18 protein-coding genes are annotated in these 22,173 nt (G+C 56.3%); 9 read left to right on the top strand and 9 right to left on the bottom strand.

Annotation, left to right across the window (positions count from 1 at the left end):
- The first annotated feature begins 151 nt into the window (after window positions 1-151).
- Window positions 152-1,621, top strand: coding sequence for a carbon starvation CstA family protein (locus HALTITAN_RS22855; RefSeq protein WP_009288516.1), 1,470 nt, complete (start codon window positions 152-154; stop codon window positions 1,619-1,621).
- Between the two features lie 212 nt (window positions 1,622-1,833).
- On the opposite strand, the gene HALTITAN_RS22850 is transcribed toward HALTITAN_RS22855, so the two are convergent.
- The 6 genes from HALTITAN_RS22850 to lptF all read right to left on the bottom strand — a co-directional run bounded on the left by HALTITAN_RS22850 (window position 1,834) and on the right by lptF (window position 8,065).
- Window positions 1,834-4,005 carry an esterase-like activity of phytase family protein gene (locus HALTITAN_RS22850; RefSeq protein WP_039860667.1) on the bottom strand — a complete coding sequence of 724 codons (2,172 nt, stop codon included), beginning with the start codon at window positions 4,003-4,005 and terminating at the stop codon, window positions 1,834-1,836.
- Between the two features lie 336 nt (window positions 4,006-4,341).
- On the bottom strand, window positions 4,342-4,824 hold the full coding sequence (gene bfr, locus HALTITAN_RS22845; protein WP_009288515.1) for a bacterioferritin: 483 nt from the start codon (window positions 4,822-4,824) through the stop codon (window positions 4,342-4,344).
- 191 nt (window positions 4,825-5,015) lie between these two features.
- Complete coding sequence (locus HALTITAN_RS22840) at window positions 5,016-5,222, bottom strand: (2Fe-2S)-binding protein (protein WP_008959830.1); 207 nt, start codon at window positions 5,220-5,222, stop codon at window positions 5,016-5,018.
- Between the two features lie 158 nt (window positions 5,223-5,380).
- The gene (locus tag HALTITAN_RS22835; protein ID WP_009288514.1) at window positions 5,381-5,854 is read right to left on the bottom strand and encodes an RDD family protein; all 474 of its coding nucleotides are present in this window, start codon (window positions 5,852-5,854) and stop codon (window positions 5,381-5,383) included.
- 67 nt (window positions 5,855-5,921) lie between these two features.
- The gene (gene lptG, locus HALTITAN_RS22830; RefSeq protein WP_027957800.1) at window positions 5,922-6,986 is read right to left on the bottom strand and encodes an LPS export ABC transporter permease LptG; all 1,065 of its coding nucleotides are present in this window, start codon (window positions 6,984-6,986) and stop codon (window positions 5,922-5,924) included.
- On the bottom strand, window positions 6,986-8,065 hold the full coding sequence (gene lptF / locus HALTITAN_RS22825) for an LPS export ABC transporter permease LptF (protein ID WP_083868883.1): 1,080 nt from the start codon (window positions 8,063-8,065) through the stop codon (window positions 6,986-6,988). The genes lptG and lptF overlap by 1 nt, the downstream gene beginning before the upstream one ends.
- A 146-nt stretch (window positions 8,066-8,211) precedes the next feature.
- Between lptF and HALTITAN_RS22820 the strand changes: the two genes are divergently transcribed.
- The 4 genes from HALTITAN_RS22820 to HALTITAN_RS22805 all read left to right on the top strand — a co-directional run bounded on the left by HALTITAN_RS22820 (window position 8,212) and on the right by HALTITAN_RS22805 (window position 12,492).
- Window positions 8,212-9,732 (top strand): leucyl aminopeptidase, encoded by a 1,521-nt coding sequence (locus HALTITAN_RS22820; protein WP_039860664.1) that lies wholly within the window; start codon window positions 8,212-8,214, stop codon window positions 9,730-9,732.
- Window positions 9,733-9,898: 166 nt separating this feature from the next.
- Window positions 9,899-10,996 (top strand): branched-chain amino acid aminotransferase, encoded by a 1,098-nt coding sequence (locus HALTITAN_RS22815; protein WP_009288513.1) that lies wholly within the window; start codon window positions 9,899-9,901, stop codon window positions 10,994-10,996.
- 100 nt (window positions 10,997-11,096) lie between these two features.
- Window positions 11,097-11,528, top strand: coding sequence for a DNA polymerase III subunit chi (locus HALTITAN_RS22810; protein WP_039860663.1), 432 nt, complete (start codon window positions 11,097-11,099; stop codon window positions 11,526-11,528).
- Between the two features lie 589 nt (window positions 11,529-12,117).
- Complete coding sequence (locus HALTITAN_RS22805) at window positions 12,118-12,492, top strand: hypothetical protein (RefSeq protein ID WP_027957795.1); 375 nt, start codon at window positions 12,118-12,120, stop codon at window positions 12,490-12,492.
- A 252-nt stretch (window positions 12,493-12,744) separates the two neighbouring features.
- Here the strand turns inward: HALTITAN_RS22805 and HALTITAN_RS22800 are convergent, their stop codons facing one another.
- Entirely contained in the window at window positions 12,745-13,203 is a 459-nt protein-coding gene (locus HALTITAN_RS22800) for a Spy/CpxP family protein refolding chaperone (protein ID WP_051052203.1), read from the bottom strand.
- A 161-nt stretch (window positions 13,204-13,364) separates the two neighbouring features.
- Between HALTITAN_RS22800 and HALTITAN_RS22795 the strand changes: the two genes are divergently transcribed.
- The 4 genes from HALTITAN_RS22795 (at window position 13,365) to HALTITAN_RS22780 (ending at window position 20,436) form a co-directional block, all read left to right on the top strand.
- Window positions 13,365-14,552: an MFS transporter gene (locus HALTITAN_RS22795; RefSeq protein ID WP_039860662.1), complete on the top strand. Its 1,188-nt coding sequence runs from the start codon at window positions 13,365-13,367 to the stop codon at window positions 14,550-14,552.
- 95 nt (window positions 14,553-14,647) lie between these two features.
- On the top strand, window positions 14,648-17,494 hold the full coding sequence (locus HALTITAN_RS22790) for a valine--tRNA ligase (RefSeq protein WP_039860673.1): 2,847 nt from the start codon (window positions 14,648-14,650) through the stop codon (window positions 17,492-17,494).
- Between the two features lie 82 nt (window positions 17,495-17,576).
- Window positions 17,577-19,328 (top strand): chloride channel protein, encoded by a 1,752-nt coding sequence (locus HALTITAN_RS22785; RefSeq protein ID WP_039860660.1) that lies wholly within the window; start codon window positions 17,577-17,579, stop codon window positions 19,326-19,328.
- Window positions 19,318-20,436 carry an ABC transporter substrate-binding protein gene (locus HALTITAN_RS22780; RefSeq protein ID WP_039860659.1) on the top strand — a complete coding sequence of 373 codons (1,119 nt, stop codon included), beginning with the start codon at window positions 19,318-19,320 and terminating at the stop codon, window positions 20,434-20,436. Before HALTITAN_RS22785 ends, HALTITAN_RS22780 begins: the two co-directional genes overlap by 11 nt.
- A gap of 248 nt (window positions 20,437-20,684) precedes the next feature.
- On the opposite strand, the gene HALTITAN_RS22775 is transcribed toward HALTITAN_RS22780, so the two are convergent.
- Both HALTITAN_RS22775 and HALTITAN_RS22770 read right to left on the bottom strand, forming a co-directional pair.
- Complete coding sequence (locus HALTITAN_RS22775) at window positions 20,685-21,200, bottom strand: GNAT family N-acetyltransferase (RefSeq protein ID WP_009288510.1); 516 nt, start codon at window positions 21,198-21,200, stop codon at window positions 20,685-20,687.
- Between the two features lie 41 nt (window positions 21,201-21,241).
- Window positions 21,242-21,841 carry a pyridoxamine 5'-phosphate oxidase family protein gene (locus HALTITAN_RS22770; RefSeq protein WP_009288509.1) on the bottom strand — a complete coding sequence of 200 codons (600 nt, stop codon included), beginning with the start codon at window positions 21,839-21,841 and terminating at the stop codon, window positions 21,242-21,244.
- Window positions 21,842-22,173 lie beyond the last annotated feature (332 nt).

Here is a 22,173-nt window from a genome sequence, read left to right as displayed (position 1 = left end):
TCTCGGCTGTCCTTTTTTTTGCTTACGGCCCACTAAAGTCTAGCTGTGATTTTATAGTGGTTATCTGTACATTCAGCTCTGCTAAAGAAGTGCCTGCTTGCATGCTCACCGACATGCTCGCCCATCCCCCTCACTGCTCTAGGTACCTTAGATGATCACCTTTATCGTATCGATCCTGCTGCTGATAGCGGGCTACTTTACCTATGGGAAATTCGTTGAGCGTGTGTTTGTCACTGACCGCAAGCGTCAAACGCCCGCTTTCAGCATGCGCGACAACATCGACTATGTGCCGATGAACACTACGCGCAATTCACTCATTCAGTTATTAAACATTGCCGGTGTCGGCCCTATTTTTGGCCCGATTCTCGGCGCTCTGTATGGGCCAGTGGCGTTTGTGTGGATTGTGATTGGCTGTATCTTTGCCGGTGCTGTTCACGATTACCTGACCGGCATGATCTCGATCCGCAACCACGGCGCTCACCTGCCGCAACTGGCCGGCAAGTTCCTGGGTAAAGCGATGAAGCATGTGGTCAATGGTTTCGCGATTCTGCTGCTGCTTTTAGTCGGTACGGTATTCGTCACCTCGCCTGCGGCGCTGCTGGCCAATATGACCTCGCTGTCGTTAACGCTGATCATCGTCGCTATCTTTATTTATTACTTGATTGCCACCCTGCTGCCGATTGATAAGGTCATTGGCCGTATCTACCCCTATTTTGGCGCCCTGCTGCTGTTCAGCGCGGCGGGTATCGGTATCGGCTTGATCATCACGGGCGCTCCGATTCCTGAGCTCTCGTTCCAGAACATGCACCCTGACGCCGCACCGATTTTCCCGCTGCTGTTTTTAACCATCTCCTGCGGCGCGCTTTCAGGTTTTCATGCCACCCAAACGCCGATTATTTCGCGCACCACCCAAAACGAAACCAATGGTCGCAAAATTTTCTACGGCATGATGATCACCGAAGGCATTATCGCGATGATCTGGGCGGCCGCCGCCATGAGCCTGTTCTATGGCGACCAGTCGCTTTCCGATGTGCTGGCGGCCGGTGGCCCTGCTGCGGTGGTAAGCGAAGTGTCTACCACCATGCTCGGCGCTATAGGCGGCACCCTGGCGGTACTCGGCGTTATTGTGCTGCCGATCACCTCGGGCGATACCGCTTTCCGCAGCGCGCGGATGATCATCGCCGACTACATTAAGATCGATCAAAAGCCGATTATGAAGCGCGTCATGGTCGCTCTACCGCTGTTTGTGGTGTCTTACGCGTTAACGCACATGGACTTCACACTGCTGTGGCGCTACTTCTCCTGGGCGAACCAAACCACCGCCGTGATCGCGCTGTGGGTAGGCACCATGTACCTGGTGCTGTCGCGTAAGCCTCACTGGATTACCTCGATCCCAGCCACCTTTATGACCATGGCCACGTTTACCTACTTAGCCTACGCGCCGATCGGTTTTGGTCTACCGCTGCAGCTAAGCTATGTGGTGGCCGCGTTAGGCACACTCCTTTGCATTGCGCTGTTTATGAAGCGTGTCCGTCGCCTAAGCCGGGCAACTTTTGCTGTTGATGAGCCGGCGGTACCAAGCCAGTTTGTGGACAGCGGTGAGGCGATTGCCGCTAAATAGTTAGGCGCTCCATAACGTTACCGCCACACTCTCTTCACAGGACGCTCTTCACACAAGAGTCACGCCACAAAAAAGGGCACACATCAGCCACATAACCGTGTTTGATGCGTGCCCTCGCTTTTTCTACTATCTCTTTTATCCTACCTTTTCTCCCCTACTCCTCATGTTTATCGCTTCCATGCTACTGCGGTATAGACGAATACAGGCAGGGCCTACTCTAGGGGTATTGACCAGAAGTAGGTCTCGCCGGAACTATCGTCCACACCGTCGTTGTCGCTGACCAGCCAGGCGTTGCCATTATCGTTGATCGCCATTCCTTCAATCTTGTCCACCACAAAGCCGTTGTAGCTGGCCAGGTCGGGAATCAGGTCGCGCACTAGCTGTTTCTCGACCACCGGCAGCTCACCGCCCAGCGGGGCGGGTTCCAGGCCGTCCAGGGCAACGCGGGTCACTTGCTTAACCTTCGCCTCGGCGCCGATCTGGTTGTCGCGCTCGATCAAATAAAGCCAATCGCCATGGGCGGTGATTTCGGAGAGGCCAATCCAACCCTGTTCCACGTTATCCAACGGGTAATGAACAGCGCCCCACTCACCACTGTCGATATCAAAACGCAGCAGCTTGACCATGCCCTCGGGGTCATCCTGCCAAGGGCGCTGCACCGCCAGCCACAGTTGATCATCAATGCGCGTGACGCCTTCTAATCCCCACTTCAATGCCTGTTGAGCGAGCGCCTCGGGCAGTGCAATTCCTTGGATAATCTCGCCGTCGGACCCCACATGATAAAGGGTGTTGGCAAGGCCTTTGTCGTTACCTTCGGAAGCGACCCAGAAGCCACCTTCACCATCGGTGGTAATGCCTTCCATATCCAGCCCTAGCGCAGGCTCACCGTTGCGGGTCACGTCCAGTGCTGCCGTAATCCGCGCCGGGGAGGCTGAGGGGTCGATGGTAAAGATGCGCGGCTGGGCGCTGTAGAAGCTGTCGTTGACCGCGTAGAGCATGTCATCAGCGGCGACCAAACCGGAAAGTGCGCCCCAGCCGATCAGTTCATCAGCGCCCGCCGAGGTCAGGGTGGGATAGACCGCTGGCGCATCCTGGTATTGATAAATCATGACATGGGCGCGGGGGCCGCCGTCTTCGCCCAGATCCCCTTCATTGGCGGTGGCTAACAGGCCACGGCTGGGAATCGCCACGGCGCCTTCGGGAGACAGGCCCGAGGGCAGTAGCTGGGTGAGCTGCGGTTCGGCCAGGTTGCTAACGTCATAAACGCCCACCAGCGAGCCGCGCTCGGAAAGCAGGAAGACATAGGGCGTACCTTCGAACACCGCAAACTCCATCCCCTCCGGCTCGCTGCCTTTGGCATCCGAACGCTTATCGGGGTAGTGACCCGCTTCAATCACCGCGCGCTCGAATGAAGTACCTGACTCGTATACCACCTCGCCACGCTTGTTGAAGATCGTCCAGCCGCGCGCGCCGCCATCCATATCGCCTTCGTTGGCAATAGCGAAGTGGTCGTTGTCGATCCACTGCAAAGCGTCCGGCTCACGCAGGCGCTCGGCTTGCTGCTCGTTGAAAATCAGCGCACCGTCATCGCTGGCGTCAATGCCGTCCAGGTCGACAGTCCCGGCACTGAAATCCGCCACCACCTTTCCGGCGTAGTCGAGCACCACCAGGTGGTTGTTCTCCTGCACGGTGACGACGGTCTCACCCAGGGTATTGATATCGACAAACTCCGGCTCGGGATCCTCGGGGGCGATCTCGGCGAGCCCGGTTACGTCGGCGTAGAGCAGGCTGTCGCAGTTAACCAGCCCTTCCGCATTGATCTCCACCAGTGCCACGGAACCGCCGGGCATCTGCGGTACACGTCCATCACCCGCCTCTTCGTCGCGTTCATTCTCAATGGCGACAGCGACAAAGCGCCCATCGGGGGCCGCAGCGGAAGCCACACTATCGGGCTGTCCGTCCAGCGGGCAGGAGGCGAGTATCTCGCCACTGGCTAAATCGACCGTACGCAGTTCCCCGGAAGGTTCGCTGTAGGAAGCCGATGTATTCACTCCGACATAGGCCATATTGCCGAGCACCGATACGGCCGTAGGCTCACCGTCCATAACGATATTACCCAGCGGTTGCGGATTAGCCGGGTCGCTGATATCGATGCGCCCGATCACGCCCAGCGGGCTATCGGTATACACCAGCGTCATGCCATCACCGGAGGCAGCAATGATTTCAGGCGCGGTCTCGCGTGTACGATCCTCGCCCTCGGCCATGTTATCGGGAACCGCGAAGCTGGCGATGCGGTTGAAATGCTTATCTGCCGCGCCTGCCGCTTGCGTGGCGGCCAGCACAGCAGCCAGCGCCAACAGGGTTGGTCTGCGTTTGAGTATCATGATGGAGTTAATCCCTTGCTTAAGCTTAAGAAACGACTGATTAAGTTATTAAACTTGCTATGTCCGATTAACTATCCAACACCATAACGATGTCAGGCTTATGACACTCACTGGCTAAGTTAGCACCGTTGGCTATCGGCACACCTCAGCGCTAAACCCAGGTTGCCGCGAAGATGGGTAAGTAGTGAAGGAACACATAGGGGAAAAGGGAAGCGGGAAAATCGATAGGTCAAAGGGGACTTTAGAACGAAAGCAGCCAGTCAGTTAGCCCTGACTGGCTGCTTTTTAGCTAGTTTTGGTTGCTAGCTTACTTCTATACATACGCGCGATAGCGTTTTACTCGTCGCCTGCCATCTGCATTTGGCGTTGCATGTAATTCTGAATACCTACCTTGTCGATCAAACCAAGTTCCGTTTCGATGTGGTCGATATGGTCTTCTTCGTCGGCGAGCAGATCGCGGAGCATGTCGCGGGTAACGTAATCTTTAACGCTTTCGCAATAGGTGATGGCTTCGATGTAGTCGTTGCGGCCATCGTGCTCAATTTTTAGATCGCTTTCGAGCATCTCTTTGACGTTTTCGCCAATGTGCAGCTTGCCCAGGTCTTGCAGGTTGGGAATGCCTTCCAGGAATAGAATGCGCTCGATGATCTTGTCAGCGTGCTGCATCTCTTCGATGGACTCATCGTATTCCCACTTGGCGAGTGCTTTTAGGCCCCAGTCTTTGTACATCTTGGCGTGCAAAAAGTACTGATTGATCGCAACCAGTTCGTTGCCGAGCGCCTTATTGAGATGCTCAATAACTTTCGTATCACCTTTCATGACGTCACCTTTTCTACTGTAATGCTGATGTTTAATCTAGTTTAGACAATACGATCAAGCAGTTACGTTTGGAGAAGAGTATAGGCGCAAATAGCTATACCCCCAGCGTTTCTGAGAGTATAGATAAGATGATTAAAAGTTCAAGCAAATCAGTTATTTGCTAAAGATAACCCTAACAATAGTGATTCGCGTCACACGGCGTAGGCAAGGCCCATATCGGCTTCTTGACGTGCTTCCTGAACGGCATCGCGGGTAATTGATTTAGCGTAGCACGCGCACTTACCGCACTGCGTTGCGCAGCCGGTTGCTTCGCGTACTTCTCGCCAGCTGCGCGCTCCGTCGCTAACGTGCTGGCGAATTTGATGATCGGTTACTCCCTTGCACACGCAAACGTACATGGCGACACCTCATAAAAATCATGAGATGAATGTAAATGATTCGCATACATCTTATCAAGTAGAAATGACTGCTTTTTGCTATCCATTCGTCTTAATACGCAAGAGCAGCCAAATAACGTACTGGCGTAAAAGCACTTTTTGCCCCATGCCAGCTGAAATTATTTTTTCGGCAAAACCACCGTTTGCGTGTTGGAAGCAATATCCGGCCAGCTACGCCGCTGTTTATCGAACAGCACCCATAAGTAGCCCAAACCAAACGCCAGCAGCGAGAGCCACGCCACCGCGCAGCGGATGAGGCACTGCTTCAAGTTCAGTGAATACCCGTCTGCCGATTGCACCCGTAAACGCCACGCCTGCATACCCAAGGTCATCCCACCGCGCGACCAGGAGAAAACAAAAAACAGCGTGACAAAAAACACCAGCATGAGGCGCAGGCTCCAGATATCGCTGGCCGTGGTGCCAATCTCTTCGGGCTGCTGACCAAGCACATAGCGGAAAAACAGCATATGCACGACGGTCACCGCAATCCAAATCGCGGTGACCAAAAAGCCGTCATACAGCATGGCGCCCAGTCGTCGGCCAAGGCCGGCTGGCCATACGCTGTCCAACTGAGTAAAGCGTCGTGTTTGCATAGTTCTCTTCGTGGTTGCTGGCTGTTTCTGGACGATACGAGGCTGTGATGGCTAACTATTGCGGCCATTAACCATTGCGACGTAGAAAATAGATCCCGACCCCGGCGCAGGCCAGAGTCGGCACCAGTACGGCCCAGACGGGTGAAAAGCCAAATATCGTCGAGGCGGGCGCCAGTAGATCCTGAACGTACTTAAAGCTCAGCCCAGTGACAACGCCATAAAACACCCGAGTACCAGCGGCCACGGTGCGCAGTGGGCCAAATACAAAGGAGGCGGCAATCAGCACCAGCGACCCCATGGTGAGCGGCATCAACATCTTCTGCCAAAAATACAGCAGTGCCTGATCATTCTGCAGGTTCTGCTCTTCAAGGAACTGGGCATAGGCCCAAAGTTCGCTGGGCGCCTGACTCTCAATATCGCGCAGCAGCCTCTCTAGCTGGGTGGGGGTGAACGAGGTGTCCCAGCCCATGCTTGCCGTCTGCTCAGACTCAGTGTGATCGTCAAAAATACGCGTGGTAGCGACGTTTTCCAAACGCCAGGCATCGTTTTCCCAGTGTGCGCGCTGAGCGTAAGTGGCTTCGACCAGCTGGCGGTCATCAAAGCGATAGCGGGTTAAATCGAGCACGACGTTATCCGCGCGAATTGCCCCAAAACGGTAGACGCTGTCACCCTCTATCTGCCAGCCGCTGCGACTGGTCAACACGGCGCCTTCACCCTGGAGTTTTTCCAGTCGCCACGCCTCGGCATACTGCTCGGTGCGTGGGCTAACGTATTCGGCAACTAACAGCACCACGACCACGACCACCAGCACGGGTTTCATCACCCCCCATACAATGCGCGCCAGAGAACGCCCAGCGGCGCGCATAACGGTAAGCTCATTGCTGGAAGCCATGCTGCCTAAGCCAATCAGCGCGCCAATTAATACGGCTACCGGGGCGTACTGATAGAATCGCCAAGGCGTGCGCATTAGCAGGTAAAGCAGCGCATCGAAGGCGGTATAGCCCGCCTGCACATCGCCTAAATCATCGATATAAGCGATGGTAATATCCAACCCCAGCAGCACGAACTGAACGACGATAATGGCCGCCAGCACGTTGCGGGCGATATAACGATCAAGACGGTCAAGCACCATTAGCGCATCCCCTTGCGTTGCGAGCGCCATAGCAATAATAGGCCCAGCCCTAAAAACAGCCCATGGACTGGCCACACGCCCAGCGTGGTGGACCAAGTGCCACTGCCAATCGCATCGACAACCGCGAGCAGCAGACTAAGATAGGCGACGTATAAAAATACCGCGGGCAGCAGTTTGCCAAAGCGCCCCTGGCGGGGATTAACCCGGGAAAGCGGCTGCGCCATCAAGGCCAGCACAAACACCATAAGCGGGAGCCCTGCCCGCCACTGCCACTGGGCTTGGGCACGGGGGCTTGGATTACTCCATAGCGCAGGCGTAGTGGCGTACTCCAGTGAATCCAGTTCCTGCCGGTCGCGATTCAGCCCTAGTCGCAATGTATAACGCTCAAACGTTAGCCGCTCGGCGCTCTTATCGCCCGGCGTCACCCCGTAGCGCTCACCGTCATCCAACACCAGAAAACGGCTACCCGTTTCGAGGCGGGTTTCCTGATAGCCCGATGCCGCCCGGGTAACGTAGTCGTGAGCACCTTCGTCGCCTTGTTGGTTCTGCTCGTGCACCAGCACATCCTGCATTTCCGTTCCGTCGCTTGAGAAGCTGCCGATGTAAGCGGTACGGCCACCGCCGAACTCTTGAAAGCGCCCCGGCGCCAACACGGAAACATCCAGGCGACTGCGCTGTTCTTCCAGCGCGGTCTCGGTTTGCAGCGCCCCAAAAGGCGTTAGCCACAGGCTGCAGACACCGACCAGTACCGCCACCACGCTGGCAGGCAGCAACGTCACCTTCAATAGCCGCGTGGGGCTCATCCCACAGGCGACCATTACAGTGATTTCGCTGTTCATATAGAGCTGCCCGTAGGCGAGCAGGATGCCTAGAAAAAACGACAGCGGTAGAATCAGTTCCATAAAGCCAGGCAGGTGAAACATCATCAGACTGCCTAGCATGGTGACGGGAATATCACCCTCCGCCGCGTCCGAAAAATAGCGGATAAAGCGGCTGCCCATGATCACCAGCAGCAGAATGCCAGCAACCGCCGACATGGTGAGTAACACTTCGCGAGTTAGATATCGAAATAAAATCAACGCGCTCTCCGGCTAGTCGTGCAGGATGCCATGCAATAAGCGTATGGCTTGGGTACACTAATCAAACTATTTTCAGTCCCTTTTCAAAATCAAAAGCAACGGGGCATTATCCCGAATCCCTCGATGCTTGTCTTGTTGGAGACGTCATGGAATTTTCCGTTCAGACCGCGAACCCAGCCAAAGCTGAAACACCCTGCCTTTTGGTGCCGGTTTATAAAGGGGGCGACTTCCTGCCCACCGTTGCCAAACTGGACGACGCCAGCGAGCGCCTGATTGGCCAATTGCTCGAACGCGGCGACTTTGACGCAGCACTGGGCAACGTGCAACTGGTACCCTTTGCGCCAGGCCTGGGGGCCGAACGCATCTTGCTGGTGGGCTTGGGAGAGCGTGAAAAATGCCAGGAAGCGGCCTTCATCAAGGCGCTGGATGCGGCCATGACGGCGCTAGTGAAACTGCCTATCGACGAAGCCAGCGTAGTATTTGGCGATGTTCCGTTGACTGACCGCGATGCGGCCTGGAAAGCGCGCAAGGTAATGGAAGCTGCGGAGCGGGCTATCTATCGCTTTGATCAGTTCAAATCCTCGCCCGCGCCAGCCCCCAGCCTCGCCAAGCTAACGTTAATTATCACCGATGCTGACGCTGTCCCGCAGGTTAAGCAGGGTGCGTTAGTGGGCAACGCTATTGGCCAAGGCATCAACTACACCCGCACGCTGGGCAACCTGCCCGGTAACGTCTGTACGCCCAGCTATTTAGCCGAGCAGGCAGAGCAGTTGGGTCGCGACTCACAAGGCGCGCTCGAGGTCGATATTCTCGATGAAGAAGCGCTGGAAGCCCTGGGCGCAGGCTCGCTGCTATCCGTAGGCCGCGGCAGCAAAGAACCCACACGCCTGATCGTGATGAAGTACCAAGGCGCCGAAGAAAGTGAAGAAGCGCCCCATGTATTGGTAGGCAAAGGCATTACTTTTGATACCGGCGGTATTTCGCTCAAGCCCGGCGAAAGCATGGACGAAATGAAGTTCGATATGTGCGGCGCCGCCAGCGTGTTCGGCACCGTCAAAGCGGTATTGGCGATTAAACCCAAGCTCAACCTGGTATTTATCGTTGCCGCCGCGGAAAACATGCCAGACGGCAATGCCACCAAGCCCGGCGACATCATCAAAACCCTCAAAGGTCTGACCGTCGAAGTGCTTAACACCGACGCGGAAGGCCGTCTGGTGCTGTGCGACGCACTCACCTACGCCGAGCGCTTTACTCCCGCCAGCGTAGTGGATATCGCCACTCTCACCGGCGCCGTGATTATTGGCCTGGGTCACCACGCCACCGGCCTGCTCTCCAACGACGATGACTTGGCGCTGGATCTGCTCGATGCGGGCGAAGCCGCTTGGGATCGCGCTTGGCACCTGCCGCTGTGGGATGAGTATCAAGAGCAGCTTGAGTCCAACTTTGCCGACCTGGCTAATATTGGTGGCCGCCCGGCGGGCACGATTACCGCTGCGTGCTTTTTATCGCGCTTTGCCGATCACTTCCCCTGGGCGCACCTGGATATCGCCGGTACCGCCTGGCACTCCGGCAAGCAGAAAGGCGCTACCGGGCGTCCCGTCGGGCTGTTAACTCAGTACCTGCTTGACCGTGAAGCAGACGCCCAAGTAGAAAATAGCGACGTCTAACAACACAATCAGGCAATCAACGGTTGCCTTTATTTGACGCAACCGTTACACCTAAACCCATTAGCGTGTGCCTTATCTCAAGGCACACGCTACGACCACTTTAACGCTTATATTACGACGCCTATATTTGCCCTTCAGGGCTTGGATCAAGTAGAGAGAACATGCCGTGCCCACTAACTTTGAGATTTTGCCATCCAACCAGCCGATAGCCGATGAGATCCGTGACAGCATTCTCAAAAACCCCGGCTTTGGCAAACACTTTACCGATCACATGGCCCATGTGCGCTGGACGGTTGACGCCGACTGGCACGGACACCAAGTGCGCCCTTACGGCCCGCTAACCCTCGACCCGGCTGCTTCTGTACTGCATTACGGTCAGGAGATTTTTGAGGGCATCAAAGCTTATCGCCACGCCGACGGCTCTATCTGGACATTCCGCCCAGAGAAAAACGCCGAGCGCTTCCGCCGCAGTGCCCGTCGTTTGGCGCTGCCGGAGCTGTCCGATGAAGACTTTATCGGTTCGCTGAAAGCGCTATTAGCGCAAGATCACGCCTGGGTGCCCACGCCTGCCAGCGCATCTGACGAGTGCAGCCTCTACCTGCGTCCGTTTATGATCGCCTCGGAAGCCTTCTTGGGCGTACGCCCCGCCCACGAGGTCGACTACTACGTCATCGCCTCCCCCGCGGCGGCGTACTTTAAAGGCGGCGTTGCGCCGGTGTCGATCTGGCTCTCCTCGAACTACAAGCGCGCTGCCGCAGGCGGTACTGGCTTTGCCAAGTGCGGCGGTAACTACGCCGCCTCATTAGCCGCGCAGAAAGAGGCCGAAGCCCACCAGTGTGGCCAGGTCGCATTTCTTGATGCTGCTGAAAACAAGTGGGTGGAAGAGTTGGGCGGCATGAACCTGTTCTTTGTCTTCAAAGATGGCCGTTTGGTGACGCCGCGCCTGACCGACACCATTTTGGAAGGCGTCACGCGCAACTCGGTGCTCACGCTGGCCAAAGATGAAGGCCTAACGCCGGAAGAGCGCACTATCAGCATTGACGAGTGGCGTGAAGGCGCGGCGTCTGGCGAGATCACCGAGGTATTTGCCTGCGGTACCGCCGCGGTCATCACCCCGGTGGGCGAGCTGGTCACCGAGAACGAGCGTATCAAGCTAGCTGCCGGTGGCAATAATGAGATTGCCATGCGCATCCGCACCAAACTGCTCGACCTGCAGTACGGCCGCAGCGAAGATAAGTACGGCTGGTTAACCCAGTTGGTTTAAGCGGTTTTAAAACCAGCGCTTATCCTTTCAGCACCGCCGCATTCTTGCGGCGGTGCTGTTTGCCATCGACGTATCTGAAATCGTTTTACCTGGAACCGCTATGGCGCGCATTGATTTCTACATTCTGCCCGATACCACCTTGGAGGCGCGCTTGCAGTTCGCTTGCAAACTGGCCGAGACCATCTGGCGCAAAGGCTACCGCCTGCATCTGCACTGCGAAGACAGAGCCCTCGCCGAGCAGGCAGACAGCGCACTGTGGAATTTCCGCCCGGACGCTTACCTGCCCCACGCCTTGGAAGATAGCGAAATGGCCACCAGCGTGCCGATCACGCTAGGCTGGCAGCAATTGCCGGTGCCAACAGAAGAAACCGCACTGCTTAACCTGCACCCTGATATTCCCCAAGGCATAGAGCGCTACGCGCGGATTGCCGAGATCATCAATCAGCACCAACAAGTGCTGATCGCCAAACGCGCCTGCTGGCAGCGTTATAAAGAGATGGGTCATGAGGTTGTGCCGCATAAGTTGGGGTAGACAACCCTGAGTAACATATGACGCTGACTCAAAAAAATTCATACTCATACCATTTCTGTTGCGCATACAAGCCCCTTCATGTAAGCCAACGCTTAAAAATTTGTAAGCTATTTCTTACATGCGTAAGAGATCAACGCTTCGTGGCCTCTAGGGGTTGCGCTTCACTAATACCCGGCTATTCTAACCACTCATTATTTGCGATTTTTTCAAGGAGATGCGCAATTCAAGCGAGTTGGTTTTCACCCGGACAAGCGAACGGTAGCGGGTGATAGGTTACTCGCTTTACCGGCGCGACCCCGCTGAACGAGAAGTTGCTATATGAGATAATCTCTAAGCCTCATCACTAATACTTTCACAGGTCAAAAAATGATTAATATTACTTAAACTCACAGCCTATCATTCGATGGCGAAAAGGAATTAAATTGGCACCATCACTGCAGATGACATTGTATTTTAGACTTTATTTTTGAGCTTAGAAATTAAAGGCGGCTAAGGACTATTTAAAACCAATCACACGGTTAATTTTAAATAGTCATTCAATATAAATTGAATCAACTACCAGAAAAACCACTACACAGGAACAGATGATATGAAGGAAGAAAGTAGAAACAAATTCTTGGCGGCAAAAAAGCCCTTTAATTTTTCTAGCCTGGGATTGGGTAGAAAGACTTACCTCATCATAATCTGGTTGTTTACTATAGCAATATTATGGGTTGGAGCAAGCGATCTAATAAAAGAACCAGCGGATGATGTTCCTGTTGCAGTATATGTTTTATTATTATTTTTATTTCTCGCTTCAGCTTGCTGGAAACATTATGCAATTGTAAAAAGAAAAACTACTCAATTATTAATAATGGGCATCCTCAACTTACTTTATCTCAACATTCTTGACGCAATTTTTATTTTTCTTTTCCGAAGTATCAGCAAAAAAGAAACTAGCCCTCCTCCCGCTAATATTACATAAACACAGATCTATCTTGGCACATCTATCGATGAAGATGACTTAGCCCAACTATTCGCGCCCATGGATACCTAATTTCGGTTAACCGCCACTTCCTCGTCGGTATCGTCTACGCCGAATGGCACGGCCATAAACACGTGACCCCGCACTTGGCGGGGCCGTCAACAGAGTTAGGCAATCGTTGTCAGTGCGGCCAGGCAGTTTGCATGACCTGTTTTCCATCACTGCTCTCCATCACTCCAAGGCGTCTTCGCCTTAGCCACCCTGTTGCTGCATCTGCTCCTGCATCTGTTGTTGCATTTGCTCCTGCCGTTGAGCCATGGCTTCGTCAAGTTGTTCGCGCTGTTCTTGAGTGAATACGCCTTCGATCTGAGACTGTAAGATGATGCTATCAGCGGTCATCTCGGCCGTTAGGTCACCAAGGCGCTCCGCGTCCGCACGAATGGCAGCTTCATCGTAATCGGGCTGAACCTGCTCGCCGAGTTGCTGTTGCAACTGCTGGGCTTCCTGCTCCTTGCCACTGATTTTATCTTGCATCTGGGTCAAGAGGTTGCTCATCTCCTCTTTCTGCCCTTCATCCAGATCGACCATTTCGTCAAGTTGATCAACTTGGTCATCGACACTGGGGGTGCCACCAGCCATTTGCTGGGCCATGGCGGGAACACTGAATGCCAGTGCTGCAACTGCTGGAAGGAAAAGCTTGGCTACGTGCATAAAAACTCCAATTGCGAACAAATTTGTACTTCCTGCCCGACGAATCCTGACGGACCTCGTGGTCCGACACTGCTGTTTTTAAAAAATTCGTCGTAACGGTAAATTGTTGATTACCATTAGCGGGCTCTGGCCGCGCCCTTTGCCCTCATGGAGACGTAAACGTGTTCACGCGCTACCCGCTTGTTACGATTGTCATCGCCCAACTGTTTGGCACCTCACTGTGGTTTAGCATCAATGGCGTTGGCTTGGCGCTTCAGGATGCGGTAGGCCTTAGCGAAAGCGATTTGGGTCTGCTCACCATCGCCGTTCAGGCCGGGTTTATTAGCGGAACGCTATTGATTGCCACCACCGGCCTTGCCGACCGCATTCGCGCCAGCCACCTGTTCGCGATTTCCGCTGTTCTCGGCGCACTGATCAACGCCGCCTTTATCGGCGTGGCTGAGATCGTGACGCTCGCCGCTGTGGCACGCTTTGCGACCGGGCTTTGTCTCGCGGGTATCTACCCGCTGGGTATGAAACTGGTGGTGAGTTGGACACCCAACCATGCCGGGGCGGCGCTAGGCTGGCTGGTGGGCATGCTGACCCTGGGTATTGCCTCCCCGCATCTGCTACGCGGTTTAACGCTGAGTTTACCCTGGCAGTGGCCATTGCTGCTGGCCTCACTGCTGGCGCTGGTCGCCGCGCTAATGATTTTCAAACTGGGCGTTGGCCCCCACCTCCCGGCAACCGCCAAAAACGGCCGCCCCTGGGCAGGCCTGGCTGCTTTCAAACAGCCCCGCTTTCGTGCCGCCGCACTGGGTTATTTCGGCCACTGCTGGGAACTGTATGCGCTATGGGCGCTGGTGCCGTTTCTGGTCGCCCGAGAGCTGGAGCGCTTGGGTGCTGCAAACAGCGCTCAACCGTGGCTAAGTTTTGCGGTGATCGCGTTGGGTTTACCGGGCTGCGTGCTAGCAGGCAAATGGAGCCGCCAGATTGGCAGCGACCGAGTGGCCTGCGTGGCATTGGCAACCTCAGGCGCGCTCTGTTTGGTTTATCCCCTGTTGGGCAGCGCCTCGCCCTGGCTGCTGCTGGTACTTCTCGGCGTATGGGGCGTTAGCGTGATTGCCGACTCCGCGCAGTTCTCTGCGCTGGCCAGCGCCACGGCGCCACCCGAGCGGCTAGGTGCAGCGCTGGCGATGATGAACGCTATCGGCTTTGGGCTGACCATTCCCTCCATCGCACTGGTCACCGCACTGTGGTCGAGCCAGTCGCTGGCGGTCATTTGGTGGCTACTGCCGGGCCCTACTCTTGGGTTAATCGCCATGCGCGGATTTTCTGCCCATACGGTCAGTGTCGATAATCGAGCGTGAGTAGCCCCTGACGATCAATGCGCTATCGCGGTATACTCTTGCACTATATATTTTCAAACTTTGCACATTTCTCGCCAGCCGTGAGCCAACTCTCCATGGAAAAGACCTACCAACCCGAACAGATCGAAACCCGCTGGTACGAGCGCTGGGAAGCCGACAACCGTTTTGCGCCCTCCGGCCAGGGCACGCCTTTTTCGATCATGATTCCACCGCCCAATGTGACCGGCAGCCTGCACATGGGCCACGCGTTCCAGGACACCATTATGGATACCCTGACGCGCTGGAAACGGATGCAGGGCAATAACACCCTGTGGCAGGTAGGCACCGACCACGCCGGTATCGCGACGCAGATGCTGGTGGAGCGCAAAATTGCGGCTGAAGAGGGCAAGACCCGCCACGACCTTGGTCGCGATGCGTTTATCGACAAAGTGTGGGAGTGGAAACACGAATCCGGCGGCCATATTACCCGCCAGCTGCGCCGCATGGGCGCTAGCGTCGACTGGTCTCGCGAACGCTTCACCATGGACGACGGCTTCTACAAAGCGGTACAAGAAGTGTTTGTGCGCCTGCACGAAGAGAAGTTGATCTATCGTGGCAAGCGCTTGGTCAACTGGGATCCCACGCTGCACACCGCCATTTCTGACCTGGAAGTGGAAAACAAAGAGCAGCAAGGCAGCTTCTGGCACTTCCGCTACCCGTTGGCAGACGGCGTTAAAACCACCGACGGTAAGGATTACCTCGTGGTCGCCACCACTCGCCCGGAAACCCTGCTGGGCGATACCGGCGTGGCGGTTAACCCGGAAGATGTGCGCTACGCCTCCCTGATCGGCAAATTTATCGAGCTACCGTTGGTCGGTCGCCGTATTCCGGTGGTTGCTGACGAGCACGCCGATATGGAGAAAGGTTCGGGCTGCGTCAAGATCACCCCCGCCCACGACTTCAATGACTACGAGGTCGGCAAGCGCCAGAACCATCTGCTGATAAACGTCTTCTCCAAAGACGCGGCGATCCTTGAACAGGCTGAGATCTTCGACCTGAAAGGACAGCCCCAGCCCGATGTAGACGCCACTCTGCCTGCCAAGTATGCAGGTCTCGACCGCTTTGAAGCGCGCAAGCAGATCGTTGCCGACATGGATGCCCTGGGCCTGCTAGAGCAAGTCGAAGCCGTTAACAACACCCTGCCTTATGGTGACCGTTCGGGCGATGTCATCGAGCCGCTGCTCACCGACCAGTGGTTTGTGGCCGTGGAGTCCCTCGCCAAGCCCGCCATCGAAGCGGTGGAAAATGGCGATATCCAGTTCGTACCCAAGAACTACGAGAACATGTACTTCGCCTGGATGCGCGACCTGCAGGATTGGTGTATCTCCCGCCAGTTGTGGTGGGGCCACCGCATCCCGGCCTGGTACGACGAGGAAGGCAATGTCTACGTTGCCCGCAGCGAAGCCGAGGCTCGCAAGAAGCATGAGCTCGGCCCCGATGTCACCTTGACGCAAGATGAAGACGTACTCGATACCTGGTTCAGCTCGGGCCTGTGGACGTTCGGCACTCTCGGCTGGCCGGAAGAGACGCCAGAGCTTGAAACCTTCCACCCCAGCAGCGTGCTGGTCACCGGCTTTGACATCATCTTCTTCTGGGTTGCCCGGATGATTATGATGACCCTGAAGTTCACCAAGCAGGTACCGTTCAAGACGGTTTACGTACACGGCTTGGTGCGCGACGGCCAAGGGCAGAAGATGTCCAAGTCCAAAGGCAACGTACTCGACCCCATCGACCTGATCGACGGCATCACGCTGGATGAGCTGCTCGAAAAGCGCACCGGCAATATGATGCAGCCGAAACAGGCCAAGGCGATTGCCAAAGCGACCAAGGACGAGTTCAAAGACGGTATTGAAGCCCACGGCACCGATGCGCTGCGCTTTACGTTCCTCTCCCAAGCCACCACCGGGCGTGATATCAAGTTTGATATGAGCCGCCTGGACGGCTACCGCAACTTCTGCAACAAGCTGTGGAACGCCTCGCGCTATGTGCTGATGAATGCCGAAGGCGAAGATTGCGGCACTGGTGGTGAAGAGGTTGAGCTTTCACTGGCCGACCGCTGGATTATCTCGCAGTTGCAGAAAACCGAAGCCCAGGTCACCAAGGCGATGGACGAGTACCGTTTCGACCACGCCTCCCAGGCGCTGTATGAGTTCGTCTGGAACGAGTACTGCGACTGGTACCTGGAGCTTTCCAAGCCTGTTTTGTGGGATGAAAATGCCACGGCAGAGGCGAAGCGCGGTACCCGCCGCACGCTGGTGCGCGTACTCGAAGCGATTCTGCGCCTTGCTCACCCGATGATGCCTTATATTACCGAAGAGATCTGGCAGCGCGTATCGCCGCTGGCAGGCGTGTATATGGGTGACGATGCGTCGATCATGCTGCAAGCCTGGCCAGAAGCCGACGAAAGCAAAATCGACGACCAGGCCAGCCTGGATATCGAGTGGTTGAAAGGCGTCATCATCGCCGTGCGTAACATCCGCGCAGAAATGAACATCGCCCCCGGCAAACCGCTTGACGTGCTGCTCACCAAAGGCAAGCCCGAAGACGCCGAGCGCCTGGAGAGCAACCGTCGCTTCCTTTCCAAACTCGCCAAGCTGGAAAGCGTTACCTGGCTTGAAAACCCAGACGACGCCCCGCTCTCAGCCACGCAGTTGGTGGGCGACATGGAAGTGCTGGTACCGATGGCGGATCTCATCGACAAAGACGCCGAAATCGCCCGCTTAAGCAAAGAGATTGAGAAGCAGGACAAGCTGATCGGCGGCATCGAGAAGAAGCTTGGCAACGACGGCTTTATCGCCAAAGCCCCGGTAGCAGTGGTGGATAAAGAGCGCGGCAAGCTGGCCGAATTCCAAGCCACCAAGCAGTTGCTGGAAGAACAGCGCGCTAAAATCTCAGCGCTGTAAGTCCTCCCCCGGCGCCAGGCAACTCTGGCGGCATGGCGCCGGCGCGCTTGCCCGCTGATCGGATAGCGCCTATAACGGGTAAATGGACTCCCCCAGCACAGACAGCGTTTCGCCCCGACACCCCCTGGCAGTCTTGCGTTTCCTTGGCTTGGTACTCTTGGGCAGTGTCGTCGGCGGAGTGGCGGCTCTTGTAGCCGTTGGCTTCGTCAATGCGGTGGTATGGCTCAACGACCTGCTGTTGATCTCCCCCCGAGGCCAGATGATGGCTGCAGACACCACTCTGGTGATCCTGGCCACCCTGCTGGTGCCAACCCTTGGGGGGCTGCTCGTTGGTCAACTGCACCGCGGCCTGCCTGGGGGCCGCTCCCATACCCCTGCCGACGCCATCGCTGCCGTCCAGACCCGCCGAGGTCGCCTACCCGCCAAGGCTGGTGCTCTCTCAGCGTTAAGCGGTTTGGTGTCGTTAGGCGCAGGCGCCTCGGTGGGTCAGTACGGCCCCCTGGTACATCTCGGCGCGACTCTCGGCTCCCTAATCACACGCTTGCTGCGCCTGGGGCGCTCAGAGGACAATATCACTATCGCTTGCGGGGTAGCGGCAGCCATCGCTGCGGCCTTCAATGCGCCACTGGCGGGCATTGTCTTCGCCCACGAAGTCGTGCTACGCCACTATGCCCTGCGCGCCTTCGCGCCAGTGGCTGCCGCCGCCATCGTCGGCTATGTGCTGGCCACTCAGTTGCTTGCTCAGGGGACGCTGTTCCATATCACTGAGCCTGGCGTGCCTCAACCTTGGGAATTCGCCCTTTTCCTAGCCTTGGGTGGCCTAGGCGCCTTGGTGGCTGGAGGCTATATGCATGCCATTCTTGCCATGGGCCAGCTGGCCAAGCGGCTACCGCTGCCCACCAGCCTTCATCCCGCACTCGCCGGGGCTTTGCTCGGCCTAACGGCTCTTTGGGTACCCGATATTCTCGGCATGGGCCAAGAAACCCTGCGCTTCGCCACCTTGCCCGGGGCCTATAGCGGCGGCGAGCTGCTGATGGTACTGCTACTAAAGCTGGCCGCGACCGCTTTGTGCCTGGGGCTGGGCTTCGCTGGTGGTGTCTTCAGCCCAGCGCTGGTGATCGGCACCCTCTTCGGTGCCCTAGCCGGCACCCTGGTAGCGGAGCTGGGCGGTGGCCAGGAGACGTTTATCTTCTATGCGGTGTGCGGCATGGTCGCGGTCACCGCACCGGTTCTCGGCGCGCCTCTTACCACCCTGCTGATCGTCTTCGAACTTACCGGCAGTTATGCGTTGACCACCGCCGCCCTGGCCAGCGTCACGCTAGCCAATCCTCTGGCCGCCCAACTGTTCGGCCGCTCGCTATTCGATATTCAATTAGCCCGCCGTGGTTTGGATCTCTCCGCTGGCCGCAGCCGCGCCGTGCTCCAGGAGGCGCGGTTGACCGAGTTGATTAGTCATGATGCCGTCACCCTGGCCCCCGCGACCCCACTGAAAGCGGCCATCTCGCGCCTTAGTCAAGCGGGCCATGGCGAAGCTTATCTGGTGGACGGCCGAGGGCGCTACCAAGGCTGCGTGACCCTGGCGAGCCTGGAGACCTTCCGCGAAGGCAGCGAGGCCACAACCCTGGCCGACTGTCCCGAAACGCCCCGCCCAGTGCTAGATCCGCACGCCTCACTTTGGGAGGCAATGCAGCAGCTACAAAAGGTCACCGGCGAGGCCATCGCCGTCGTGGATGACGAACGGCGCTTCTTGGGGGTGGTCTATGAGTCGAGCATTGCTCGAGCCTTCTTGCATCACAGCGACGCCCTACGACGGGAGGAACACGGTGCTGGCTAGACGATTGATCCCAGGACTTCTGGCAGGGCTGCTCGTCCTGGCAACCCCCATCAGGGCGGAAGAGCCCGACGCTGCCGACTCTCTGACGGTATTGAGCTGGGGCGGTGCCTATGAGCACGCCCAGCGCCGTGCCCTCTTCACACCCTTCACCGAAGCCCATGATGTACCGGTGGCAGTGGACAGCTATAACGGCGGCCTGATGGAACTCCGCCAGGCCGTGGCGGAGAACGATGTCCCCTGGGACGTACTCGATATGACCCGCAGCGAGGCCATGGCAGCCTGCGAAGAAGGGCTGCTGAAACCGCTCCCCCCCGAGCTAACCGCCTCAGCGCCGGACGGCACTCCGGCATCCCAAGATTTCCTTCCTGGCGCCCTGGGTCGCTGTTTTATCAGCCATTCGATCTTTGCCACCGTCGTGGCCTATCGCCGTGATGCTTTCCCCGGGGAGCGCCCCACTCGCATCGCCGATCTCTTCGATCAACAGCGTTTCCCTGGCCCCCGGGCCTTACAGCGCACCCCCGCGGCTAATCTGGAGTGGGCGCTACTCGCCTACCGGGTTCCCCGGGAAGAACTCTACCGTCTGCTCAGTACCCGCCGCGGCCTGGACTTGGCCTTCGCCCGGCTGCAAAGCATCGACAATATCCACTGGTGGGAGGCCGGTGAAACCCCGGTGCGCCTGCTGGAGGAGGGCCAGGTGGTCATGGCTTCCGGCTACAATGGCCGCTTCTTCGCCGCCATGGTGGAGCGCGACCTGCCCATCGAGATCCTCTGGGACGGCCAGCTCCAGGAACATGAGACCTGGGCGATCCCCCGCGGTGCCCCGAACCCCGAGGCGGCCCAAACATTTATCCGCTTCGCCACCACCAGCGAGCGCCAAGTGGAGTTGGCCCGGCATATCCCCTATGGCCCAACGCGACGCTCTGCTGCTATGCAGGTTACCACCCACCGCGACAGTGGCCTGGACATGCGCCTGCATATTCCCACCCACCCCATCAACGCCCAGGGTGCGGTGACCAAGGACGAGACTTGGTATGCCCGTACCCAGGAACGCATTGAGGCCCTCTTTCGCGAGACCCTGTTTCGTGAAGCCCTGACGACACAAGAATGAATGCGCAGTGCGGTTTCAAAAAATGGGCGGTTACAGTTAACGTGGCAATGCTGATAACCGTACTACGACATTGGGAACGAGGTGATCGCACTTCCCATGGTCCAGCGCTGGCATTACTGCATATCGTTGCCAAGGAACCAAAGGCTGTACTGAGAGCATTGGGCTAACAGAAATGCTCTTTTAAATTAAATTCGATATTTTTGAATTTGAAGCTGTCGGCTACTATGTCGGTTCACTCAGACTGAGTGTTATTGCGTATTACCCAACCGTTTAACCATTGGCTGCACCATAAGCGCGGAACCAACCCTCAGCGCTTCAAGCGGCCCCGTTGGAAGATATCCAGACGAGGTATAAAAACCAACTGCAGCTTCGTTGCTTGTTGTTACTGCGAGCTTTATACACTCACACCCTTTATTTACAGCCCAGGTACTAATTTCATATAGAAGAGACTTGGCGATCCCCTTCCCTCGCAGCGCAGGTGAAACCCACATTTGGTAGATATGCGCCATTTTCGTATCGGGCTCATGTATTACCCCCCAGGCTAGGCCAACCGCTTGGCCCTCCAACTCAGCAATTAAGGGCAGAGCGTCCAGGCCTCGCCATTTCAGATCCAAGCGTGTCTGCCATTCAGTGTCTGAGAGCGTTACTTCCTGCTCGTAAGTTGAGCCAAAAGAGTCAGGCGCATCCTCAAGAGAGTTCAACCGCGCCAACTTATAAAGCTGCCAATCTTGCGGGGTTAATACTCTGCTCTTTACGTCACTCATGATCGAGATCTTCCTGCATGATGATGAGGGCCCCTGAGGTGCTAAATATCTTGTGCGTAACGCGCAAGCATCTCTTCCTGTGACTCGGGGGAGCCGCTACGACCTATTTGCTCGTGAATCATCTGCCCCATCGTCGGCAATACGGAACGCTCGCGACGGCTCTCATCTGCCCATAGTTTGGAGCGCATAAAGGCTTTAGCGCAGTGAAGGTAAGCCTCCTCAACCGTCACCTCAATAACCACTTTTGGTGCTCGCTTCTCTGATGCAAAAAGCTGCAGCTTTTCTTCATCCACCGAGACATGCGCCGCGCCATTTATGCGTAGCGTCTCATCGACCCCTGGGATTAAAAACAGCAATCCAGCCTGACCGCTCTCGACAATATTTTTAAGTGAATCCAATCGGTTATTACCTGGAGAATCTGGAATTACCAAAGTAAGGTCATCAACCACCTTGATAAAACCTGGCTCTCCTCCACGTGGCGACGCATCAAAGCCCGACGCGTTTCCAGTGGCGATGACCACAAAGGGAGAAAGCTCGATAAATCGCTGACAGTGCCGGTCAAGTCGCGATAGCTGCTTCTTCAGCGCTCTCTCCTTTGGCTCAGGATATAGCTGGTATAGCTCCTCGGTGGTGCGAATCATAATTCCCCCGATACAAAAACTGCCGTCTCAATAATAATGAACCAGGCACCAGCTATTGCTCGCGCGTAAATGGCGATGGCTGTTAACGGTAAGCAATCCCGACAACGCCCGCTCTAATCCCACAAAATCTACTTAACCACAACGCTAGCAGAAAATACTCCGAAGATAATTAACTTATTAGTTATGACTCATAATATCTATGCAGCGCTAGCGCATGACATATTGGTCCCCTTACCACTCACTTTAACCACATTTTCTTACGAAACGTGTAAGGTTGGTACAAGAACGGCCACTAAGTGGCATCGCTGATTCAGCAACGACACGGACTGCTC

It is taken from the genome of Vreelandella titanicae BH1 (assembly GCF_000336575.1).
GTDB classification, from domain to species: domain Bacteria; phylum Pseudomonadota; class Gammaproteobacteria; order Pseudomonadales; family Halomonadaceae; genus Vreelandella; species Vreelandella titanicae.
This window is presented reverse-complemented; position numbering and strand designations above follow the sequence as displayed.

Coding starts and splice junctions, on each gene's coding strand:
- HALTITAN_RS22785 (WP_039860660.1), top strand. CDS start 17,577: ATGGACTCCCCCAGCACAGACAGCGTTTCGCCCCGACACCCCCTGGCA.
- HALTITAN_RS22805 (WP_027957795.1), top strand. CDS start 12,118: ATGAAGGAAGAAAGTAGAAACAAATTCTTGGCGGCAAAAAAGCCCTTT.
- HALTITAN_RS22835 (WP_009288514.1), bottom strand. CDS start 5,854: ATGCAAACACGACGCTTTACTCAGTTGGACAGCGTATGGCCAGCCGGC.
- HALTITAN_RS22810 (WP_039860663.1), top strand. CDS start 11,097: ATGGCGCGCATTGATTTCTACATTCTGCCCGATACCACCTTGGAGGCG.
- HALTITAN_RS22800 (WP_051052203.1), bottom strand. CDS start 13,203: ATGCACGTAGCCAAGCTTTTCCTTCCAGCAGTTGCAGCACTGGCATTC.
- HALTITAN_RS22850 (WP_039860667.1), bottom strand. CDS start 4,005: ATGATACTCAAACGCAGACCAACCCTGTTGGCGCTGGCTGCTGTGCTG.
- HALTITAN_RS22775 (WP_009288510.1), bottom strand. CDS start 21,200: ATGAGTGACGTAAAGAGCAGAGTATTAACCCCGCAAGATTGGCAGCTT.
- bfr (WP_009288515.1), bottom strand. CDS start 4,824: ATGAAAGGTGATACGAAAGTTATTGAGCATCTCAATAAGGCGCTCGGC.
- HALTITAN_RS22840 (WP_008959830.1), bottom strand. CDS start 5,222: ATGTACGTTTGCGTGTGCAAGGGAGTAACCGATCATCAAATTCGCCAG.
- HALTITAN_RS22820 (WP_039860664.1), top strand. CDS start 8,212: ATGGAATTTTCCGTTCAGACCGCGAACCCAGCCAAAGCTGAAACACCC.
- HALTITAN_RS22770 (WP_009288509.1), bottom strand. CDS start 21,841: ATGATTCGCACCACCGAGGAGCTATACCAGCTATATCCTGAGCCAAAG.
- HALTITAN_RS22790 (WP_039860673.1), top strand. CDS start 14,648: ATGGAAAAGACCTACCAACCCGAACAGATCGAAACCCGCTGGTACGAG.
- lptG (WP_027957800.1), bottom strand. CDS start 6,986: ATGGTGCTTGACCGTCTTGATCGTTATATCGCCCGCAACGTGCTGGCG.
- HALTITAN_RS22855 (WP_009288516.1), top strand. CDS start 152: ATGATCACCTTTATCGTATCGATCCTGCTGCTGATAGCGGGCTACTTT.